Below are 21237 nucleotides of genomic sequence, written 5' to 3'. Positions count from 1 at the left end.
TCCACCTCGCGCCCCGACTTCTCGAGCACGCTTTCCAGCAAGGTGCGGTCGCCATCGCGCAGCATGGTCCACTGCGTGAAATACTCGTGCACGGTGCGCCAGGGCGGAAAGCCCGGCGGCATGCTGCGCCAGGTGGCCCCGGTGTGGAGGAAATAGAGGACGGCACAGAACACATCGTACAGGTCGTGCTTGCGCGGCCTGGTCTTGCGCCGCGCCGCTTCCAGCATGCCCCGCACGGGCTCGAACTGTTCGCGAGAAATATCGCTGGGAAATGCCGGACGATCCATGGCGCGCCCTCCGAAAATAACTTGGAGGCCGGCGATCCGGAACAGGTTCCAAGGCGGGCGCAGCGGCCCGCCTCACCAGATTAGTCCTAGTCGCGGGCGAGCGACAGGAACTCAGTGCGCAGCGCCAGGTTCGGCTGCAGTTCGCCCAGCAGGGCGGAAGTGATGGTTTCTTCGCCGATGGCGCGGATGCCGCGGCTTTCCATGCACATGTGGCGGCACTTGACGACCACGCCCACCGCCTTCGGCTCCAGCACTTCCATCAGCGCGTTGGCGATCTGGATCGTCATGCGTTCCTGGACCTGCAAACGCTTGGAGAAGATGTCGACCAGGCGGGTCAGCTTCGATAGGCCGACGATCTTCCCGTTCGGCAGGTAGCCGACCGTGGCTTTGCCGAAGAAGGGCGCCAGATGGTGTTCGCAGTGGCTGTAGACCGGGATGCCGCGCACCACGATCAGTTCGTTGTATTCCTCGGCGCCATCCTCGAAGGCCTTGAGCACTTCGATCGGATCCTGGTCGTAGCCCGAGGTCCAGTGTTTCCAGGCCTTCGCCACGCGGTGCGGCGTTTCCTGCAGGCCCGGGCGGTCCGGATCCTCGCCCAGGCTGGTCAGCAGGCGGCGCCAGTCGTGTTCGGTGAAAGCTTCTTTGTCAGACATGGTGAACCTTAAAAAATCGATTGCCGCAAGTATATAGAAAATGCGGGAAGGGTACCGGCCGCTGCCGGTTTATTGAGCAAAGTTAATGTCTCCACGTTACGGAACGCGTAGCGTGGAAGGTGGTTTCTTTTCTGGGGAGATGGCCATGTTCGGCAGCACAGTCCTCGAAGTCGCCATCGGCTTGACGTTTTGCTACGGCACCCTGGCGCTGGTCGTCAGTACCTTGCAGGAAGCGCTGGCGGCGGCTTTCAGCCTGCGCGCCAACATGCTGCTCGATGCGGTCAAGCGCATGCTGGACGATCCGCGCTGCGAGGCGCTGGCCCAGAGCCTGTACGACCATCCGCTGGTCAATCCGCAGGGCGCCAAGCATGACGGCAAAAACGGCAGGCGTCCCCTGTCCGTACGGCCATCGTACATCGAACCGGCGCACTTCGCGATTGCCCTGCTCGAGTCGCTGCGCAGCAATCCGGCGATCCCGCTGCAGGCGGCGATCGAAGCCCTGCCCGACGAGCAGGTCAAGCGCGTCCTGCTGGCGCTGTACCGCCAGTCCAGCGGGGACCTGCAGCGCTTCCAGGACGGTATCGCCGGCTGGTTCAACAGCGCCATGGAGCGCCTGTCCGGGGTCTACAAGCGGCGCCAGCTCCTGATTTCCTTCCTGCTGGCCCTGCTGCTCACCATCCTGCTGAACATCGACAGCATCCACTTGTTCCAGACCCTGTGGCAGAACCCGGCCCTGGCCGCCCAGATCAAGGCCGCGCCGACTGCGCTCGATGCCGAAGCCCTGCGCCGGCTGTGGGCGATGCCGATCGGCTGGAGCACCTTCCCGCCGCAGCTCGACACCGCCTTCGCGCTGCAGCTGGCCGGCTGGCTGATCACCGCCGGCACCACCCTGTTCGGCGCGCCGTTCTGGTTCGACCTGCTGCAACGCGCGGTCCAGCTGCGCAGTACCGGAGCCAAGCCCCAGGCCCAGCCGCAAGCCCTTGCGCGCGCCGTGCCGGATACTTCGCCGACGCAGTCCTGAACCTCAGCGACCTGGTGGGCGGTGCGCGTCCACCAGCACGCTCGACACTGAGGTGTGCGGCACCCGTTCGGGCCACTCGTCATCCGGCCCGAACCAGCGCGCCTCGGAAATCTCCGAGGTGTCCACGCGGATCTCGCCATCCAGGTAGTCGGCCGTGAAGGCCAGCATCAGCGAATGCGGGAAGGGCCAGGACTGGCTCGCGAAATAGCGCAGGTTCCCCACCCGCAGTCCCACTTCCTCGTAGACCTCGCGGTGGATCGCCTCTTCCACCGACTCGCCCGCCTCCAGGAAGCCGGCCAGCGGCACGAAGCGCTTGGCCGGCGAGGCCACGTGCATCGCCAGCAGCACGCTGTCGCCCTTCCTGATCAGGACCATCATGGCCGGCGAGATGCGCGGGTAGGCCATGTGGCCGCAGTTCACGCACTTGTAGCAGCGCTCGCCCGCCGCCAGCACCGTCCCGCTGCCGCAGGCGCCGCAGAAGCGGTGGGTGCGCGCCCATTCCGCCACCTGGGCGGCGCGCGCCGCCAGCCCCAGCAAGGCTTCATCCATGTCCGCGAACAGCGAGCGCAGGCCGCGCAGGGCATAGCCCGGCGGCAGCGCCGATTCGCTATCGAACCAGCCGGCCTCGCAGTAGCGCTCGCCGTACAGGCCGAGCGGCTGCAGGCGGGCGCGGTCCACCTCGAGCCGGTCCAGCATGGCGGCGTCGGGCAGCGCGAGGTCATGCTCGCGCACCAGCAGCCGGCCGCCGTGGAACAGGAAGCTCAGGGGCGCAGGATCGGGACGCGGGGCGAACAGCGGCGTGAAGGAAGCAGGTGTCTGGAGCATGGTCGGATCGGCTGGGCAGGCGGGACAATAACCCGATCATACCGCCTTTCACGGCGCCCCTCTTCCATCCCCATTAAGACATTTCCTCATCGCCGACGCGCACGTGGATTCCCGCGAACGGAGTGAACTAATCTTGCTCATCAGGCTCAAAGTTGGGCTGTTCGCTGCATCGGACCAATACCAAGGAGAAGACGATGGACGACACCCCAGTTGTGCTTGGCATTAACCGGACCCAAGACGCCAGCATCTGCCTAATGCAAGGCTCGCACCTGGCCTGGGCCATCCAGAAAGAACGTCTCACACGCCGCAAGCACCACTGGGGCAAGCCCGGCGACCTGCGCGACCACTATGCGCCACGCCTGCCCGGTCTCGAGCGCCCGGTCGACATCGTGGTCGAATGCTTCTCGTCCGACGATGAAATCGGCAGCCTGGCCGTCTACGAAGAAGAGCTGGCCGCCACGCTGGCGCTGGCCCGCGGCAGCCGGCGCGCGCGCATCTCGCACCACCTGGCGCACTTGTACAGCGTGTTCCACCCCTCCCCTTTCGACGAGGCGGCGGTCATGGTCATCGACGGCCAGGGCAGTCCGGTCTCCGATTTCACCGAGCACTGGAGCGGGGCTGCCAGCACCCCGGGCGACTGGCGCGAGGTCTCTTCCTTCTACGCCGCCAGCCGCAAGGAGATCCGCTGCATCGGCAAGCAGGTCTGGGACCGCGACGACGGCCGCCTCGTCGGGCTCGGCATGTTCTACTTCCTGCTGACCCAGGCGATCTTCCCGGGCGAGGGCAACGAGGGCAAGGTGATGGGCCTGGCCCCCTACGGCGACCCGGCGGCCCTCGGCCTGCCCCCGCTCGACGTCGAAGGCATGGCGGTCGGCATTCCCTCCGCCTGGCGCTCGCTGCTGCGCGAGCGCAGCCGCTTCCGCTTCGGCAGCGCGGAAGCGCGCTTCACCGACTGCGCCAACCTGGCCGCGGCCGGCCAGCGCGCCTTCGAGGATGCGCTGCTGGCGCTGGCGCATTGGCTGTACCGCCAGACCGGGGCCGAACACCTGTGCTTCGCAGGGGGCACGGCACTGAACTGCTCCGCCAACGAGCGCCTGCTGCGCGAGACCCCGTTCCGCAGCGTGTTCCTGCCGCCGGCACCGAGCGACGCCGGCACGGCCCTGGGCTGCGCCATCTACGGGCTCACCGGACTGGCGGGCCGGCCCTGCGACTTCCGCTGGAGCGCCGACTACCTCGGCCCGCCGCCCCAGCTGTCCGACATCGAAGCGGCACTGGAGGGCGCCGGCGACCTGGTCATCGAGCGCCCGCGCAGCCGCGACGCCCTGTGCGCACGCATGCTCGACCTGTTGTGCACCGGCCGCGTGATCGGCCTGTACCAGGGACGCAGCGAGTTCGGACCGCGCGCACTGGGGCACCGCAGCATCCTCGCCGATCCGCGCCGCGACCGCATCCGCGACTGGATCAATGCGCGCGTCAAGCAGCGCGAATGGTTCCGCCCGCTCGCCCCGGTGGTGCCGGAAGAACGCGCCGCCGTGTACTTCGACATTGCCGGCCCCTCGCCCTTCATGCAGTTCGCCGCACCGGTGCGGCCCGAGGTCGCGCCAATGCTGCCGGCCATCACCCACGTCGACGGCACCGCGCGCCTGCAGACCGTCGGTCCCGCGGACGACCCGCTGCTGCGCGCCCTGCTGGCCGGCTTCGAGGTACGCACCGGGGTGCCGGTGCTGCTCAACACCTCGTTCAACGGCAAGGACGAGCCCATCGTCGAGACGCCTTTCGAGGCCGTCGCCGCGTTCCGGCAGATGCCCCTGCATGCACTGGCGATCCCGCCCTTCCTGGTGACCAAGCGCAGCGAGCCGGAGCTGCCGGTATGATCCGTGCCTATTCTGGCCGCCCGAGCGTGCAGGCGGGCGAGACGCTCACCCTGCACGTCGCGGGCGACGAGCCGGGCTTTCGCATCGCCATCTACCGCTGGGAGGACGGGCTGGCGCCGGTCTGGCGCAGCGGCTGGCTGCGCGCCGAGCACCTGCCCGACGGCCGCGCCGACGAAGACTGGCAATGGCCGCCCTACCAGGTCGAGACCGGGGATGACTGGCCATCGGGTGTCTATCTCGCCCATCTCGAGCTGCCGCACAGCCAGCCTTTGCGGCTGTCGGCCGATGCCGGGGCAGCCCTGTTCGTCGTGCGCGCCAGGGCGAGCAAGCCCATCCTGTACAAGCTGCCCGTCGCCACCTGGCATGCCTATAACTGCTCCGGCGGCGGCTGCTTTTATACGAACCCTCCCCGCTCGCAGCAACCGCCAGGCGCCCGGGTCTCGCTTCTCCGGCCCGGCGGCGGCATCGGCGGCCAGACCTGGGGCGCGGCAGACCATTACGACCCTCGCTCGCCGCGCCAGACCTTTGCGCACTGGGATGCGCGCTTCATCCGCTGGATGGCGCGCAGCGGCTATGCGGCCGACTTCTGCACCGACCTCGACATCCATGCGCAGCCGGGGCTGCTGCAGGACTACCGCCTGCTGGTGAGCGTGGGCCACGACGAATACTGGACCGAAGAGACACGCGACGCGGTGGAAGACTTCGTTGCGGACGGCGGCAACCTGGCCCTGTTCGGCGCCAACCTGTGCTGGTGGCGCATCCACCTGGTCGACGACGACACGGCCATGGTGTGCCACCAGGGCGGCAAGCACGGCGCCTACGACCACTGGTGGCCGGCAACCGGCGCCCGGCGCCCGGAAGACTCCCTGAGCGGCGCCAGCTACCGCCATGGCGGCGGCTGGTGGGACGGCCCGCGCGACACCCCCGGCTTCATCATCCAGCAGCCGGGGCACTGGGTCTTCGCGGACACCGGGCTGGCGCTGGGCGCGTCGCTCGGCGGCGATACCTGGCCGCCACTGCCGGGATACGAGTGCGACGGCGTGCCGGTCGACCACATGGGTCCGGACGGCCACGCCACCCTGTCGGCTTGGCGCGACGAGGCGGGAACGCCGGACGGTTACCAGCTGCTCGCCGCCTGTCCGCTCGACGGGCGCTGGCAGGAACTGCCGCCGCGCGAACGCCATGGACCCGGCGAAGGCATCCACATCGCGGCGATGGGCATGTTCCGGCACGGCGGCACCGTGTTTTCCGCAGGGACCACCGACTGGGCGCAAGTGCTGGGCGATGCGCGCGACCGCAGGGTCGAACGTATCACGCGCAACGTCCTCGACCGATTGTGCCAGACCTGAACGGCAATGGACGACTGTTGGCTGTGAAGTTTGTGCAAGGCTGGACTATTTGGAGTACACATGAATCGGCGTTCGTTCCTGCACCGTCACACTATCCGCAGCGTCATCGTGTTTCGCGCCCTGCAGCTGGGGGACATGCTCTGTTCGGTACCTGCCCTGCGCGCATTGCGCACCGCCTTGCCGGACGCCAGGATCGTGCTCTCGGGCTTGCCCTGGGCGGCACAGTTCGCCCGGCGCTTCGACGCCTACATCAACGACTTCATTCCCTTTCCGGGCCACCCGCTGCTGCCGGAGCAGGCGGTCCGCCATGACGAACTCACCTCCTACTATGCGTCCATCTGCGACCAGGGTTTCGACCTCGCGCTGCAGCTGCACGGCAGCGGCGATGTGACCAACCATATCGTCGCCGGTTTCGGCGCCCGTGCCATGGCCGGTTTCACCCGCGGCGAAGCGAGCCAGACCGAACGCACGCTGCTGGTGCCCTATCCCGACGCAGGCGCGGAACAGGAGCGGCTGCTGGTCCTGCTGGACCGGCTGGGTGCGCCCGACGCCGGCACGCAGCTCGAATTTCCGGTACGGCGCGAGGACATCGAGGAACTCGAAGCCAGCAAGGTCGCCCCTGGCCTGGAGCCCGGCAACTACATCTGCATCCATCCAGGCGCACGCAAGCGCGACAAATGCTGGCCCCCCGAGCGCTTCGCGGAAGTGGCGGACGGGCTCAGGCAGGAATTCGGACTCGACACCGTCCTCACCGGTTCGGCCGACGAAGCCCCGCTCGCCCGTGCGGTGGCAGAGCACATGCGCTCGCCCGCGATCGAGGCTGCGGCGCCGATCTCGATCGGCGCCATGGCGGCCCTGATGAGCCGGGCGCGGCTGCTGATCTGCAACGACACCGGGGTATCGCATATCGCGGCCGGCCTGGGGCTGAACAGCGTCGTGGTGTTCAGCAAGGCGGATATCGCCCGCTGGGCCCCGCTGGACCGGCTGCGCCACCGCTGCATCTGGGATCCCGCCGCCGAGCGCGCCGCAGTGGTCCTCGAACATGCGCGCGCCCTGCTCGCGGGGACAGAACCCAGCGGACAACGCGCGACCGGGATGTGGCCTTACTGGTAAAGGCGAGAACCGTGTTCACCGGTTCAAGAATATCCCTTCTCGCCGGCCTGCCACTGCGCCGCTTTGCGCGGCGTCATGCTGATGATGGTGCCGGTGATGCGGTGCCATTGATGCGATGACAGGGCGGCATCCGGCTCGTCGGTAGCGCCGCCACCTTCGATCGTCACGAAGAGGGAGGCGTCCGGCCAACTTCGCGGACACTGCAAGTTCCGCAGACGCCGCAGACTCCACAGCCTAGGCCGCACCTGCTTCACCTGCATCCCGTATTCGCAGCTGCGCCCGCGCCAGGCCAAGCACCTCGTCTACCGAAATGTCTTGCAAAAAGCTTTCCTGGTGCACGCAGCGCGATGCTCGGTTGTCCGCCCCGCACACGCTGCAGCCCACCTGCGCCGAGATCGCAGCCCGCAGCAGGCCGGGCCGCAAGGGCGCCCCATCGACCAGGTTCGTATGCCAGAATAGACCGACGGCCGGGGTGCCGATTGCCAGCGCCAGGTGCAGCGGCCCGGTATCGTTGGACACCACCAGTGCTGTGCGCTCGAGTACCCCACACAGGCCGCCCAGCCCCAGCTTGCCGGCGAGGTCAAGGGCAGGACGACGCATGCTGCCCACGATCTGCCGCACCAGGCCGGCCTCCTCCTCCGTGCCGTTGACGGCAACAAATGCTCCGACCGCCGCCAGCGCATCGCCGACGGCGGCAAAGCGGTCCGCGGGCCAGCACCGGCGCGGATCGGACGATCCCGGCTGAAGCAGTACCAGCGGACGGGCACGCTCCTGCAGAACGGCTGGGTCCGGCATCGCGGTCTCGTGCTCCGGAAGCCAGGCATGGACTGCATCCGGACGCTCGGGCGGCCGTGCATGTGCCGTAGCCGCGCAGGCGGCCGGCACGACCCGCGCCGCAGCCGCGCGGTCCGCCGGCGTGACGGCCAGCTCGCTGCGCATCCATGGCAGCGCAGCGCCGGCCAGCGCGGCGATCTCCAGCAAGGCCAGCCGCCGGTTGGCCGGCTCGACATGGGCAACCCAGCGGTCGAGCGCCGGCGCATCGTGTGCGCGCGCGCCGATGGCGAGCCTGGGTTCAAAGCGCATGACGAAGGGATTCGAGTAGCGCCCGCCCCCGTACATCTGGGCCACGATATCGAAGCGTTCCGCGCGCATGCGTTCGACGAAGCGCTCGACCGCATGCGCATCGACAGGTGCATCCGGTGGCGCCCCCACGCCGGGAACCGGCGGCATCACCACGACCCGGTCGACCGGTCCCGGCCGCCCCTCGAGGAAGGTGGCGTGCCACGCCTTGCCGAGGAAGACCAGTTCGGCGCCGGGATAGGTGTGCTTGAGCGCGTGCAGGGCCGGCAGGGCAAAGACGAAGTCGCCTACGGCATTCGGCCGCAGGACGGCGATCTTCGTCACCTCATCGAGTCGCACCGGCTCGTTCATGGCCGCTCCTGCGCCGGCGCCGAGGGTGCCGATGGTGTCGATAGTACCGCCGGATCACCCTGCGGCAGCAGCGCCCAGGGCGCATCGACCTCGCGCTTTTTCAGTGTGGTGGGCAGTTCCATGTGGTAGGCGCCGGAGGGCAGCATGCCGCAGCCGCCGAAGCGCTCCATCACGCGCAGCTGGGCGAGCACGTCCTCGCCACAATGGCCGGCAGGCAGCGCCGGCCAGAAATCGAAGCCGCCGGCGGCGCGCAGCTTGGCGGTATCGAACATCACGCAGCCGCCCACCCAGGCCACGCGGTAGGCGCGCGGCTGGTCGGGAGGAACGCCCAGGCGCCGCTGCAGATGGAACAGGTTGGCTGCGCTGTGCAGGTGGTGACGCGCCCATGCGCTACTACCCGGCAGTACGGTTTCAGGCGCCACGCGGCCTGCCCAGAACGTGACCTGCTCCTGCGCGGGGCGTTCCTGCCCCAGGTAACTCAGGCCATGCACCGCGCTGCCGGCGAACCCGCATCCCTGCCGTGCGAGCAGGCGATGCAGGCGCCGCACCAGGCCGGGTTCGAGGATGACGTCGTCGTCGACGAACAGGCAGTAAGGCGCCTGGGTTTGCGCCAGCAGGAAGGCGCGCTGTTCCGCCATGCCGCGCCGCGGCAGGTGATGCCAGGTGTCGACCTGCCGTCCGCATGCCCGCAGGTAGCGCAGCACGGCCACCACCTCGGCCTGGCCGAGGGCAGTGCTTCCCTCGGTCTGGTCGGACACGACGATGCGCAGTTCGGGATAATCCTGTGCGCCGATCGAGGTCAGCGTGACCGCAAGCGCCGCCGGCCGGCCGCAGGTGGGCACGAGGACGTCGATGCGCGGCAGCGTCATTCAGCTGCCTGCCTGCGCCGCGCCGGCTGCCGCCTGCCCATAGAGGTAGGGGTTGAGCGCAGGATCGTTGTACATCTTGAATTGGCGGTAGACCTTGAAATAGGCCTGGCCGCTGCGCGCCTCGCGCAGCAATTGGTCGAGGCAGGCCGCGAGGTCGTGGCGCTGCGTGATCAGGCGCTGCAGCCGCGCGCTGCAGGACTGCACGTGCGCCTGGCCCACGTCGCTGCGTTCGGTCTGCCGCCGCATGTGGTGGATCTTGAGCGACAGGATCGACAGGCGGTCGATCATCGCGCCCGGGGTCTCGCTCGACAGCCGCGCCCCCGGAGCAGGCCCGGTGGGGTGGGCAGTTTCGAGGTCGGCCAGCAGCGCTTCGTCGATGGCTTCGACCGCATCGTTGCGCTGCTGGTTGTAGCGGTCGATCAGGCGCTTGCTGGTGGCGATCTCGGCGGCGGGAACGTCGACCCGGCGCGCACGGTCTTCTTCCTGCCAGAGCAGGCAGTTGTAGCGGTGGTTGGCGTCGATGGCAGGCCACGCCCCGGGCAGTTCGGCCGTACGGTGCAGGCTCGGCCAGTCGGGCTGGGCAAGCTCGCCATCATGGAACTGCGTCACCGCGGCCGCATCGACTGTGCTCGTCATGGCATCTCCGTTATCAAAGCGCATGTCGGTTGGAGATGACGTGACGGGTGAAGTTCGGCGAGTGCCGGGGCTGGCTTGGGGTAGCGCAAATGTGGCCCGGCGAAAAAAAACGCAGACGGCGCCGGGCGCGGTCTGCGTTGGAAGCCGGCTTGCGCCGTGCGAGGATCGGGTGCCGGCCGGAGCCGGCGGGATCGGAAGCCGGCTGCCGCCGGCGAAAACCTTACTTCAGCAGTTTGGTACGGCTGGCAACGAAGGCGATGACCAGGGACAGGCCGCCGACGTAGGCCATGGCGGCTTTCATGCCGACGAAGTGGGCGACGGCGCCGATCACCGGCGGGCCCATCAGGGTGCCGCTGTAGGCCATGCTGGCGACTGCTGCCAGGGCCATCGGGCCTTGTGCGCCGGCAGCGCTGAACACGAAGGGGAACAGCAGCGCCAGGCCGAGGCCGGCGATCGCGAAACCGCCCAGGGCGACATAGGCGTTCGGGGCCAGCACGGCGAAGAACAGGCCGGATGCCGACACCAGCGAGCCGATGGTGACCAGGCGCTGGGCGCCGAAGCGGACCTTCAGCTTGTCGCCGACCATGCGCGACAGCAGCATCATGACGGAGAAGGCGGACAGGGCCAGCGGCGCCAGGCCGTCCGAGGCACCGAAATGCTCTTTCAGGAACACGCCGCTCCAGTCGGCGATGCTGCCTTCCGACATCGCGCCGAGGAAACCCAGCAGGCCCAGCAGTGCCAGCGGACCGCGCGGCAGCGAGAACGACTGCTTCTCGACCTTCTCGACGCTGTCGTCGGCATCCATCATGCTGAAGGCGCCCCACAGCACCACGGCCAGCGGACCGGCCAGCATCAGGAAGTGGGTGCCAGGTGCGATCTTCAGGCTGGCCATCAGGCTGCCCAGGGTCGCGCCCGCCAGGCCGCCGGCGCAGGCCAGGCCGTGCAGCTTCGACAGTTCTGCCTTGCCGGTCAGCTTTTCACGCTTGGTCGCGGCCGAGTTGATGGCGACGTCGAAGGTGCTGGCGGTGATGCCCAGCATCAGGACCGACAGCATCAGGCGCGGCACAGTCGGCGCCATGCCGATCGACACCAGCACGGCCAGCAGGGCCATGCCCGAGACCAGCAGCGACTTGCGGGCGCCGAAGCGGCCCATCAGGAAGGACGAGATCGGGTAAGAAATCACAGCGCCCAGGCCGCCGCACAGCAGGACCATCGACAGCGCCGAGTGGGAGACCTGGACACGCTCGGCCAGGGCCGGGATGCGGCCGGCCCACGAGCCCATCACCAGACCGAACAAGGCGAACAGGACAGGCAGTGCGTACTGCTGGGTTTGCGCGAGACTAAAAGAGCGCTGGGTGGAAACAGTGGTATGCATCGGCTTTGGAAATGTTAAATTTTTCGGGGTTTCTCAGAATTGCCAGCCCATCCTGATCGGCGGAAAGATTTATGTCAGGAAGCTGATGGGAGGCAATTCTAAACGCTCGAAAAAATTTGTGCTTGCCGTCCGGAAAAAATTTTCATGGCGTTGTTTTGTGTCGACGAAAAGATGACAACACCATGAGTGAACTGGCACAAAAGCCTGCAAAATTGAGCATGAAATGGCCTAACACCGTCTAAATGTAAGCAAATGCTTCAGTCCGCCAGCTTTTTGAGCAGCCTCCTTCTTTCCCCAAAACAGTAAACAATTAACAAAACCAAGCACTTTGCATCGACTACACAAGAACTATATTGGTCCAAATGGAATAAATGATGAGCAATTCCTGAATAGATGGCACAGGCAGTTTTTATGGCTTATTCGGCTTATCTATTACCGTCATTCATTGAATGAATTGTGAAATTGAAGAGTCTGCTTGGCAGGGCCTTTTTAATCAGGGCTTATAAGCAGTAATAAATAAAGAGCTTGTCAAGAAAGCAGAAAAGCCAGCCTGCCGGACCGGTTGGCCCAGCAAGGCTGGCTTCTCCTGTCCGGAAACCCGGACCACTCAGACGAGCTGCAGGTTCACGTCGATGTTGCCGCGCGTCGCGTTCGAATATGGGCACACGATGTGGGCGCGCTCGACCAGGGTGCGTGCCTCTTCCTCAGGCACACCCGGCAGGCTGATCTGCAGTATGACCTCGATGCCGAAACCGGTCGGGATCGGACCGATGCCGACACTGCCCTGCACCGACACATCCGGCGAGATCTTCAGCTTGTCGCGTGCCGCCACGAATTTCATCGCACCCAGGAAGCAGGCCGAATAGCCGGCCGCGAACAGCTGTTCCGGATTGGTGCCGTCGCCGCCGGCGCCACCCAGCTCTTTCGGGGTCGACAGCTTGACGTCGAGTGCGTTGTCGGACGAGACGGCACGGCCGTCGCGGCCGCCGGTTGCCTTGGCACTTGCACGGTACAGAACTTTTTCGATTGCCATGGTGATGCTCCTTTGTTGGCTGAGGGACAATGCCCATTTTTATGAACGATTAGATCGCGTGCTACTTAATTGTGACGCAGGCACCGCGTAGGGCAGCCTCGCATTCACCCGACAAAGCACCATGTCGGGTGAGGGTTCCGGCAGCAGGATCGCTGGCCACAGGAGCAATAATACATAGCGCACTATTTAATTGCAAGCTATTTTTTAACTGGCCGGCCGTGGCTGGAACGGCGTCGATGGACGGCATCATTCCCACTCCCGGCCCGCGGGAGTATGCTTCATGCCATGCAACGCCGACGAACTATTTAGAAAGCTAAAGGACAAGGGGACATCCGATGGACGATACGGTACGGTGGGGCATCCTGGGCACGGGCGGCATCGCGCGTGCGTTCGCGCTGGGGCTGAAGCACGCTCCCGGCGCGGTGCTCGCGGCAGTCGGCTCGCGCACGCTCGACAATGCACAGGCATTCGCGCGCGAGCTGGGCATCGAGAAAGCCTACGCTTCGTACGAAGAGCTGGCCAGGGCGGACGGCGTCGACATCATCTACATCGCCACGCCGCACCCGATGCACGCGGCGAATTCGCTGCTCGCCCTCGGCGGCGGCAAGGCCGTGCTGTGCGAGAAACCCTTCGCCATCAACCGGCGCGAGGCCGGCGAAGTGGTGGCGCTGGCGCGCGCCAAGAACCTGTTCCTGATGGAAGCCATGTGGACCCGTTTCCTGCCGGCGCTCGCCGAGGTGAAGCGCATCATGGCCTCAGGCGAGATCGGCACGGTCACGCAGGTACATGCCGATTTCGGCTTCTCGGCCACGCTTGATCCGGAACACCGGGTCAACAAGCGCGAACTGGGCGGCGGCGCCCTGCTCGACCTCGGCATCTACCCGCTGTCGATCGCCCATGCCCTGCTGGGCAAGGTGGAGAACGTGCAGGCGCAGGCCGTCATGAGCAGCACCGACAAGGACAACGCGGTCGACACGACCACCGCCTTCGTGATGAAGCACGCGGGCGGCACCCTGTCGGTGTGCAGCTGCTCGATCCGCGCGCGCTCCTCCTCGGAACTGATCGTCTCCGGCACGGGCGGCAGCATCCGCATGCACCGCATGTTCCACCTGACCGACCGCATCACCGTGGACCTGCAGGACGGTTCCTCGCGCACGGTCCCGACGCCCTACCTGGGCAATGGCTACACCCACGAAGCCATCGAAGCCGGCCGCTGCCTGCGCGAGGGCCTGATCGAACACCCCCTGATGACGCACGAGGACACGCTGGCGCTCATGGCCCTGCTCGACCGCATCCGTGGGCAGATCGGCCTGCGCTATCCCTCGGACGCCTGAGCAACCCCACAGGCATGGGCCGCTCGCCGATCTGCGTAGTCGTCGATGATCCTGCCGAAGAGGATCGGATCGACCGGGTTCAGCACCTGTGCCCGGCCTGCAGCAGCAGCGCCAGCGCGGCGAGGCGCCAGTGCGGGCGCAGTTAGCTCCGGAGGATGTGCATCCTGGCATGCTACCGACGGGGCCATGGACAGCGCATTGCCTCCATTAACAAGTCTTTCCGCCGGCACAGCCCGATTGGCTTCAGGTAATGCGTTGTCGTGACTCATGTAGAAAATGTAAAGTGGCTTTATTGACCACTTTGCTCCACCACGGAGGTATTGGTGAACGACAGCACCCGCGCAGCCCTGCCCCGGCGCCTGCTGCTCGCCACGGACCTGGGCGTGCGCGGCGACCGGCCCCTGGACCGCGCCCGGCAGCTGGCGCTCGAATGGCAGGCCGAGCTGGTCGTCCTGACGGTGCGCGACGGGCCGCGCACGCCCGAGGAAGTCGGCGCGTGGCTCGACCGTGAAGACAGCGCGCAGGCGTTCGAACTGGCCGCACGGCGCGAGCTGGACGAGGAGTTCGCGGGCAGTGGCCTGACGCCGTTCCTGCGGGTGATGGACGGCGATGTCACCGCTGCCATCCTGGCGGCGGCCGGCGCCCTGGCGGATGCGCCGGTCGTCCTTGGCGCCTCGGGAGAGGACGGCCTCGGAGCCTTGTTCCTCGGTTCGACCGTCGAACGCCTGTCGCAGGAGCTGGCGCAGCCCATGCTGGTCGTGCGCCGGCGTACCCGCGGGCCGTATGCACGCATCCTCGTGGCGAACGATTTTTCGGAAGCCTCGCGGCGGGCGCTGGAGGCAGCCGTGCGCCTGTTCCCGGAGCGCCGGATCGTCCTGTTCCACGTCCTCGAGGCGTTGACAGGGCAGGTGGATGGCGCGGTGCGCGCAGCGCTGGCGGCGAGCGAACGCTTCCTCGACGGCTGCGCCCTGCACGAAGGCGTGCGCGAGCGCATCGTTCCCCTCATCGGCCACGGCAGCGTCACCGACACCATCGTCCGCTATGCACAGGAGCAGGCGCTGCAGCTGGCGGTGCTGGGAGTGGACCGGCGTGCCGGCGCCGCGCGCCTGTTCATGGATAGCCGGGGCGATGCGCTGCTGCGCCAGCTGCCCTGCGATACCCTGGTCGTCCCCGCGGCGGAGGGCTGAGCGCGATGCTTCTGCTGTTGCTCCTGATCCCGTTTGCCGCCGGCCTGCTGGCGGCCTGGATGCCCGGCGACTCGCGCGACCGTCCGGCCGCGGTGGCGGGCATCGCCACCCTGCTCGCGCTGCTGCTCGTCATCGCCCAGTTCGGCCGCATCTCCGCGGGCGAGGTGCCGCAACTGCGCTTCGCCTGGCTGCCCGAGTTCGGGCTCGACGTCGTCCTGCGCATGGACGGCCTGGCCTGGGTGTTCAGCATCATGGTGCTGGGCATCGGGGTCCTGGTGCTGCTGTACGCACGCTACTACATGTCGCGGCGCGATCCGGTGCCGCGCTTCTATGCCTACATGATGGTCTTCATGGGTGCGATGCTCGGCGTCGTCCTGTCGGGCAACCTGATCCAGCTGGTGATGTTCTGGGAACTGACCAGCATCGCCTCTTTCCTCCTGATCGGCTACTGGCAGGAGCGCAACGACGCACGCCGCGGCGCCCGCATGGCCTTCACCGTGACGGCCGCGGGCGGCTTGTGCCTGCTGGCCGGCGTGCTGCTGCTGGGCCACATCGTCGGCAGCTACGAACTCGAGACCGTGCTCGCGGCCGGTGACCGGATCCGCGCCCACGACTGGTACCGCCCGGCGCTGGTGCTGGTGGCGCTGGGTGCGCTGACCAAGAGCGCCCAGTTCCCTTTCCACTTCTGGCTGCCGCACGCGATGGCGGCGCCGACGCCGGTGTCGGCCTACCTGCACTCGGCCACCATGGTGAAGGCCGGCGTGTTTCTCCTGATCCGCCTGTGGCCGGCCCTGGCCGGCACCTGGGACTGGTTCTGGATCCTGGCCGGCGCCGGCGTCTGCACCCTGCTGCTGGGTTCCTTCTTCGCGATCTTCCAGAGCGACATGAAGGGACTGCTGGCCTACTCCACCATCAGCCACCTCGGCCTGATCACCGTATTGCTGAGCATCGGCACGCCGCTGTCGGTGGTGGCGGCGATCTTCCACACGATCAACCACGCCGTGTTCAAGGCCTCGCTGTTCATGGCCGTGGGCATCGTCGACCACGAATCCGGCACGCGCGACATGCGCATGCTGCGCGGCCTGCGGCGCGCCATGCCGCACACGGCGGCGCTGGCGGTCGTGGCCAGCGCGGCGATGGCCGGGGTGCCCCTGATGAACGGCTTCCTGTCCAAGGAGATGTTCTTCGCCGAGACCATGCTGGTTGGCGGCACCGAGAACTGGTGGATGTCGGTCGCGGCGGTGGCGATGGGCCTGTTCAGCGTGGTGTATTCGCTGCGCTTCATCAGCGTGTTCTTCGGGCCGCTGGCGCGCGACCTGCCGGACGAGCCGCACGAGCCGGCGCGCTGGATGCGGGTGCCGATCGAACTGCTGGTGCTGTTGTGCATCGCCATCGGCATCATGCCGGAGCGGGTGGTGGGCGACGTGCTGGCGGTAGCGGCGCACGCCGTCCTCGGCCCGGCCATGCCCGAGTACAGCCTGGCGGTGTGGCACGGCCTCAACCTGCCGCTCGTGATGAGCCTGGTGGCGCTGGGCGGCGGCCTGGTGTGCTACCTGGTGCTGCGCAACCGCTTCGAGCTGGCAGGGCGTGACCGTACGCCGGTACTGCACCGTATCAATGGCGCCCAGCTGTACGAAACCACCATGCTCGGCCTGGCATCGGGCGCGGACCGGCTGATCCGCCTGACGGGGACGCGCCGGCTGCAGCCGCAGCTAAGGGTGCTGATGACAGCGCTGGTGGCAGTCCCTCTGCTGCTGGCATGGCCGGCCGGCCACTGGGCACTTCCCCTGCCGCGCAATGCCGATCCGCTGTTCGCGCTGCTGTGGCTGATCGGCGCCGGCTGCGCCATCGGCGCGGCCTGGAAGGCCAAGTACCACCGGCTGGCCGCGCTGGCAATGGCCGGCGGCACCGGCCTGGCCACCGCGATCTCCTTCCTGTGGCTGTCCGCGCCCGACCTGGCGCTGACCCAGTTCATGGTCGAGACGGTGACCGTGGTGCTGGTCCTGCTCGGCCTGCGCTGGCTGCCGCCGCGGCGCCCTCCGCCTCACCTGGCGCCGCATGCCCCGCCCTCCACCTGGCTGCGCCGCGGGCGCGACGCCCTGATCGCCGGTGCCGGCGGGCTGGCGCTGGCGGCAGCCAGCTACACGGTGCTGACCCAGCCGGGCGTGCCGGGCATCCGCGACTTCTTCGTGCTGCGCGCGCTTCCCGAGGGCGGCGGTTCCAACGTCGTCAACGTGATACTGGTCGACTTCCGGGCCCTCGACACCATGGGCGAGATCACAGTACTGTCGGCCGTGGCGCTGACGGTCTACGCCCTGCTGCGGCGCTTCCGCCCGGCGCCGGAAAGCATCCCGATCCCGGTGCAGCAGGCCGACGACGCCGACCCGGCGGTCCATGAGGCGCCGGCGCAGCAGGCCGCCAGCGGCTACCTGATGGTGCAAGCCACTTACCTGCGCTTCCTGCTGCCGGGCATCGGGGTGGTGGCCGTGTACTTCTTCATGCGCGGCCACAACGAGCCGGGGGGCGGCTTCGTCGCCGGACTGGTGTTCGCCACCGCCCTCATCGTTCAGTACATGGTGGCCGGCACCGACTGGGTCGAATCGCACCTGCGCCTGCGCCCGCACCGGTGGGTCGGCTGGGGCCTGGCGCTGGCCTGCGGCACCGGCCTGGGCGCCTGGCTGTTCGGCTACCCCTTCCTGACCAGCCATACGGCCCACGTGAGCCTGCCGCTGCTGGGCGAGCTGCACCTGCCTTCTGCCTTCCTGTTCGACCTCGGGGTGTTCTTCGTGGTGGTCGGCACCACCATGCTGATCCTGGTGGCACTGGCGCACCAGTCGCTGCGCAGCCGGCGGATGCCGCCCGGCCGCGCCCCCAGCCTCGCCGCCATCGCACCGCCCAAGGAGATCCAGTAATGGAGGCCGTCATCTCGCTCGCCATCGGCATCGTGTTCGGCGCCGGCATCTGGCTGATCCTGCGTCCGCGCAGCTTCCAGGTGCTCATCGGCCTGCTGCTGATGTCGTATGCCGTCAACCTGTTCATCTTCGTCATGGGCGGTCTCGCCGTGGACCGACCGCCGCTCACGCCGCCGGGCAAGGTAGCCGACCCGGCGGCGCTGGCCGACCCGGTGCCGCAAGCCCTGGTACTGACGGCCATCGTGATCGGCTTCGCCACCACCGCCCTCTACCTGGTGGTGATGATCGGCGCGCGCGGCCTGGCAGGCACCGACCACGTCGACGGCGCGGAGCCGCCGCCATGAGCCTGGACTGGACTGCCCACCTGGTTGCCGTCCCGGTCGTGCTGCCGCTGCTGTGCGGCGCGCTGCTGGCGCCCTTGACCCAGGGCCGCCACGACCTCAAGTTCGGCCTCGCCTACGGCTCGGTGCTGGCCCAACTGGCCACCGCACTGGCGCTGGGCGCCCTTGCCGACGGCGGTCGCCCGGGCGGCATCGGCGTCTACTTCGGGGCCAACTGGGCCGCCCCCTTCGGCATCACGCTGGTGGCCGACCGCCTGGCCGCCGCCATGCTGCTGCTCACCGCCGTGCTGGCGCTGGCCGCGCTGCATTACGCCCGGCCGCGCTGGAGCCGGATCGGGGTGCATTTCCATTCGCTGTTCCAGTTCCTGCTGATGGGAATCAATGGCGCGTTCCTGACCCACGACCTGTTCAACCTGTTCGTGTTCTTCGAGGTGATGCTGGCCGCCTCCTACGGCCTGGTCCTGCACGGCTACAACGCCGTGCGCCTGCGCGCCAGCCTCCATTACATCGCCATCAACCTGGCCGCTTCCCTGCTGTTCCTGATCGGTGTTGCCCTGATCTATGCCACGGTCGGCACCCTCAACATGGCGGACCTGGCGGCGCGCATCGACGCGGTGGATGCCGGCCGGATCGGCCTGCTGCACACCGGCCTGGCCGTGCTGGCGCTGGCCTTCCTGGTCAAGGGCGCCATGTGGCCGCTCGGCTTCTGGCTCCCCACGACCTACGCCGCGGCTTCCCCGCCGGTGGCCGTGATGCTGGTCCTGATGACCAAGGTTGGCGCCTACGCAGTGCTGCGGGTCTGGCTGCTGGTGTTCCCCGACAGTGCCCGCTTCGGCTACGAGGCGCTGCTGTGGGGCGGCATGGCCAGCATCGTGTTCGGCGCCGCCGGCATGCTCGCCACCGACACCGCCGGTCGCCTGGCCGGCTATGCCGCCATCGTCTCGTCCGGCACGCTGCTGGCGGTGATCGGCTACGGCCAGGCTTCCCTCGTCACGGCCGGGCTGTACTACTTCTTCGCCTCGACGCTCGCCCTGGCCGCTTTCGTGCTGTTGATCGAACTGGTGGACCGCATCCGCACGCCGGGCGCCGCGATGCTGGCCCTGACGGCGGAAGCCTACGCGGTCGAGGACGCCCCGGCCGAGCCCAAGGGCACCGGCGTACCGGCCGCGATGGCCTTCCTGTCGCTGGCCTTCATGGCCTGCGCCCTCATCATCGCGGGCCTGCCGCCCCTGTCGGGCTTCGTCGCCAAGTTCGGCATGTTCCACGCGGTGCTCAACCCGGGGCCGGGCGCGCCGGGCATCGGCGCCGCCGGCTGGACCCTGATGGCCCTGGTATTCGGCTCCAGCCTGATCGCGATCGTGTCCCTGATGCGCTTCGGCGTGCGCACCTTCTGGGCTACGGAGGCGATCGGACCGCCGCGCCTGCACGCCTCGGAAGTGATCCCGGTGGCAGCGCTGCTGCTGGCGTCGGTGGCGCTCACGCTGCAGGCACGGCCGGTGCTGGACTACCTGGCGCGTGCCAGCGGCGAACTGCACCGGCCGGCCCTGTACATCGAGCGCGTGCTGGGCACGCCGGCGCTCCCGGGGCCGGCCTCGTCCGCGCACCGGCCGGGGGAGGCGCCATGAAGCACTTGCTGCCCCACCCGGTCGTGTCGCTAGGGCTGTGCGCCCTGTGGCTGCTGCTGAACCAGTCGCTTTCACCGGGCAATCTACTGCTAGGTGTACTGCTTGGCATCGCGGTGCCGCTGCTGTCGCGCCGCCTGGTGCCGCTCGGCTACCCACGCATGCGCGCCCCGGCGGCCATGCTGCGCCTGCTGGTGATGGCCACGGTGGAGATCGTGCGCTCGTGCTTCAACGTCAGCCGCATCATCCTGCTCGGGAGCAAACAGAAGGCGAACGCACAGTTCATCCGCGTGCCGCTGACGATCCGCGACCCCTACGGCCTTGCGATGCTGTCCTGCCTGATCACCATGACACCGGGCACCGTCTGGGTCGAGATCCTGCCGGAGCACTACGAGCTGTCGATGCACGTGCTCGACCTGCACGACGCGCAGTGGTGGATCAACACCATCAAGAACCGCTACGAGCGCCCCTTGATCACCATCTTCGAACCGGAGGACGACCATGGACACCCTGCTTGAGATCGCGATCGGCTACGCGCTGGTCTGCGTGCTGCTGGCGATGCTGCTGTGCACCTTGCGGCTGCTGATCGGCCCTTCGGCGCACGACCGCGTGCTGGCCCTCGACACACTCTGGATCTCGGCCATGCTGCTGGCGATCGTGCTCGGCATCCGCTTCGGCACCCAGGTGTATTTCGAGGTGGCGCTGCTGGTAGCGCTGTTTGGCTTCGCATCGACCGTGGCCCTGGCCAAGTTCCTGATGCGAGGGGAGATCATCGAATGAGCGGCATCGAGGACATCTCCGACTGGGCGGCGCTGCCGGTTGCGCTGCTGCTGGTGCTGGGCGCCAGCATCATCCTGATCGGCGCCCTCGGCCTGCTGCGCCTGCCCTCTTTCTACCAGCGCATCCACGGCCCGGCCCTGGTCGTCACGCTCGGCGCGGCCTGCGTGCTGCTGGCGTCGATGATCTTTTTCACGGCGGCGCAGGCGCGCCTGGTCATCCACGAAATCCTGATCACGATCTTCCTGTTCCTGACGGCCCCGGTGGTAACGATGACCATCATGCGCGCCGCCGTGTACCGCGACCTGCGGGCGCGCAGGCATGGGGCGGGGGCGACGGCGGGCAAGGTATATGCCATTCCCGAGGAGCCGGACGACGACGTTCCCGGCGGGCCTTAGCGCTTTGGTGGAACTGCCGGAACGACCTGTTCGATACCACCCTGATCGGTGCGGCCGTGTTCGGGCGCTCGACCAACCGGAGAAGGCTGGCGGCGTCGCGGCTGCCGTCATCCTGTTCGATGGGCGGACTGCGGCCGCGGGACACGCCTTGCCCACCGCATCAGCCACTGGGCCAGGAGAAAATATCTAAGCATAAAAAA

General features: G+C 67.7%; 20 protein-coding genes and 1 pseudogene. 12 read left to right on the top strand and 9 right to left on the bottom strand.

The genetic code is table 11. The annotated features are described in order from the left end of the window. Positions 1-11 precede the first annotated feature (11 nt). Together MA09_RS23155 and folE are read right to left on the bottom strand one after the other, a co-directional pair. Positions 12-287 (bottom strand): annotated as a pseudogene (locus tag MA09_RS23155) (transposase); the annotation flags it as partial. 86 nt (positions 288-373) lie between these two features. Next, complete coding sequence (gene folE / locus MA09_RS23150; protein WP_036253552.1) at positions 374-940, bottom strand: GTP cyclohydrolase I FolE; 567 nt, start codon at positions 938-940, stop codon at positions 374-376. A gap of 145 nt (positions 941-1085) precedes the next feature. Between folE and MA09_RS23145 the strand changes: the two genes are divergently transcribed. Next, positions 1086-1961: a hypothetical protein gene (locus tag MA09_RS23145; RefSeq protein ID WP_051933748.1), complete on the top strand. Its 876-nt coding sequence runs from the start codon at positions 1086-1088 to the stop codon at positions 1959-1961. A 3-nt stretch (positions 1962-1964) separates the two neighbouring features. Here the strand turns inward: MA09_RS23145 and nudC are convergent, their stop codons facing one another. Beyond that, the gene (nudC, locus tag MA09_RS23140) at positions 1965-2786 is read right to left on the bottom strand and encodes an NAD(+) diphosphatase (protein ID WP_036253549.1); all 822 of its coding nucleotides are present in this window, start codon (positions 2784-2786) and stop codon (positions 1965-1967) included. Positions 2787-3040: 254 nt separating this feature from the next. Between nudC and MA09_RS23135 the strand changes: the two genes are divergently transcribed. Genes MA09_RS23135 through MA09_RS23125 form a run of 3 tightly spaced genes read left to right on the top strand, consistent with a single transcriptional unit; the run spans position 3041 to position 7122 of the window. Continuing rightward, a complete protein-coding gene (locus MA09_RS23135) occupies positions 3041-4660 on the top strand; it encodes a carbamoyltransferase C-terminal domain-containing protein (RefSeq protein ID WP_229440826.1) in 1620 nt (539 codons plus the stop codon). Continuing rightward, on the top strand, positions 4657-6009 hold the full coding sequence (locus MA09_RS23130) for a N,N-dimethylformamidase beta subunit family domain-containing protein (protein WP_036253543.1): 1353 nt from the start codon (positions 4657-4659) through the stop codon (positions 6007-6009). The genes MA09_RS23135 and MA09_RS23130 overlap by 4 nt, the downstream gene beginning before the upstream one ends. A 60-nt stretch (positions 6010-6069) precedes the next feature. Continuing rightward, complete coding sequence (locus MA09_RS23125; RefSeq protein WP_036253540.1) at positions 6070-7122, top strand: glycosyltransferase family 9 protein; 1053 nt, start codon at positions 6070-6072, stop codon at positions 7120-7122. A 23-nt stretch (positions 7123-7145) separates the two neighbouring features. Here MA09_RS23125 and MA09_RS24945 read toward each other — a convergent pair whose 3' ends face one another. The 6 genes from MA09_RS24945 to MA09_RS23100 form a co-directional block, all read right to left on the bottom strand. Then, positions 7146-7289: a hypothetical protein gene (locus MA09_RS24945; protein ID WP_161783252.1), complete on the bottom strand. Its 144-nt coding sequence runs from the start codon at positions 7287-7289 to the stop codon at positions 7146-7148. A 67-nt stretch (positions 7290-7356) separates the two neighbouring features. After that, on the bottom strand, positions 7357-8553 hold the full coding sequence (locus tag MA09_RS23120; protein ID WP_036253537.1) for a glycosyltransferase family 9 protein: 1197 nt from the start codon (positions 8551-8553) through the stop codon (positions 7357-7359). After that, a complete protein-coding gene (locus MA09_RS25425; protein WP_081897768.1) occupies positions 8550-9422 on the bottom strand; it encodes a glycosyltransferase family 2 protein in 873 nt (290 codons plus the stop codon). Before MA09_RS25425 ends, MA09_RS23120 begins: the two co-directional genes overlap by 4 nt. Then, positions 9423-10058: a DUF4254 domain-containing protein gene (locus tag MA09_RS25420; protein ID WP_036253534.1), complete on the bottom strand. Its 636-nt coding sequence runs from the start codon at positions 10056-10058 to the stop codon at positions 9423-9425. Positions 10059-10278: 220 nt separating this feature from the next. Next, complete coding sequence (locus MA09_RS23105) at positions 10279-11433, bottom strand: MFS transporter (RefSeq protein ID WP_036253531.1); 1155 nt, start codon at positions 11431-11433, stop codon at positions 10279-10281. Between the two features lie 607 nt (positions 11434-12040). After that, complete coding sequence (locus MA09_RS23100) at positions 12041-12466, bottom strand: organic hydroperoxide resistance protein (protein ID WP_036253528.1); 426 nt, start codon at positions 12464-12466, stop codon at positions 12041-12043. Positions 12467-12801: 335 nt separating this feature from the next. Between MA09_RS23100 and MA09_RS23095 the strand changes: the two genes are divergently transcribed. The 8 genes from MA09_RS23095 to mnhG all read left to right on the top strand — a co-directional run bounded on the left by MA09_RS23095 (position 12802) and on the right by mnhG (position 21037). After that, positions 12802-13800: a Gfo/Idh/MocA family protein gene (locus tag MA09_RS23095; RefSeq protein WP_036253525.1), complete on the top strand. Its 999-nt coding sequence runs from the start codon at positions 12802-12804 to the stop codon at positions 13798-13800. A 323-nt stretch (positions 13801-14123) separates the two neighbouring features. Beyond that, the gene (locus tag MA09_RS23090; RefSeq protein ID WP_051933719.1) at positions 14124-14987 is read left to right on the top strand and encodes a universal stress protein; all 864 of its coding nucleotides are present in this window, start codon (positions 14124-14126) and stop codon (positions 14985-14987) included. Positions 14988-14992: 5 nt separating this feature from the next. Continuing rightward, complete coding sequence (locus tag MA09_RS23085; protein ID WP_036253523.1) at positions 14993-17899, top strand: monovalent cation/H+ antiporter subunit A; 2907 nt, start codon at positions 14993-14995, stop codon at positions 17897-17899. Then, positions 17899-18243 (top strand): Na+/H+ antiporter subunit C, encoded by a 345-nt coding sequence (locus MA09_RS23080; RefSeq protein ID WP_036253520.1) that lies wholly within the window; start codon positions 17899-17901, stop codon positions 18241-18243. The genes MA09_RS23085 and MA09_RS23080 overlap by 1 nt, the downstream gene beginning before the upstream one ends. Next, entirely contained in the window at positions 18240-19865 is a 1626-nt protein-coding gene (locus tag MA09_RS23075; RefSeq protein WP_036253517.1) for a monovalent cation/H+ antiporter subunit D, read from the top strand. Before MA09_RS23080 ends, MA09_RS23075 begins: the two co-directional genes overlap by 4 nt. After that, a complete protein-coding gene (locus tag MA09_RS23070; RefSeq protein ID WP_036253514.1) occupies positions 19862-20380 on the top strand; it encodes a Na+/H+ antiporter subunit E in 519 nt (172 codons plus the stop codon). Before MA09_RS23075 ends, MA09_RS23070 begins: the two co-directional genes overlap by 4 nt. Then, a complete protein-coding gene (locus MA09_RS23065; RefSeq protein WP_036253511.1) occupies positions 20364-20642 on the top strand; it encodes a K+/H+ antiporter subunit F in 279 nt (92 codons plus the stop codon). Before MA09_RS23070 ends, MA09_RS23065 begins: the two co-directional genes overlap by 17 nt. Beyond that, positions 20639-21037 carry a monovalent cation/H(+) antiporter subunit G gene (gene mnhG, locus MA09_RS23060; protein WP_036253509.1) on the top strand — a complete coding sequence of 133 codons (399 nt, stop codon included), beginning with the start codon at positions 20639-20641 and terminating at the stop codon, positions 21035-21037. Before MA09_RS23065 ends, mnhG begins: the two co-directional genes overlap by 4 nt. The last annotated feature ends 200 nt before the right edge of the window (positions 21038-21237 follow it).

It is taken from the genome of Massilia sp. BSC265 (assembly GCF_000740675.1).
Classification (GTDB): Bacteria; Pseudomonadota; Gammaproteobacteria; order Burkholderiales; family Burkholderiaceae_D; genus Telluria.
This window is presented reverse-complemented; position numbering and strand designations above follow the sequence as displayed.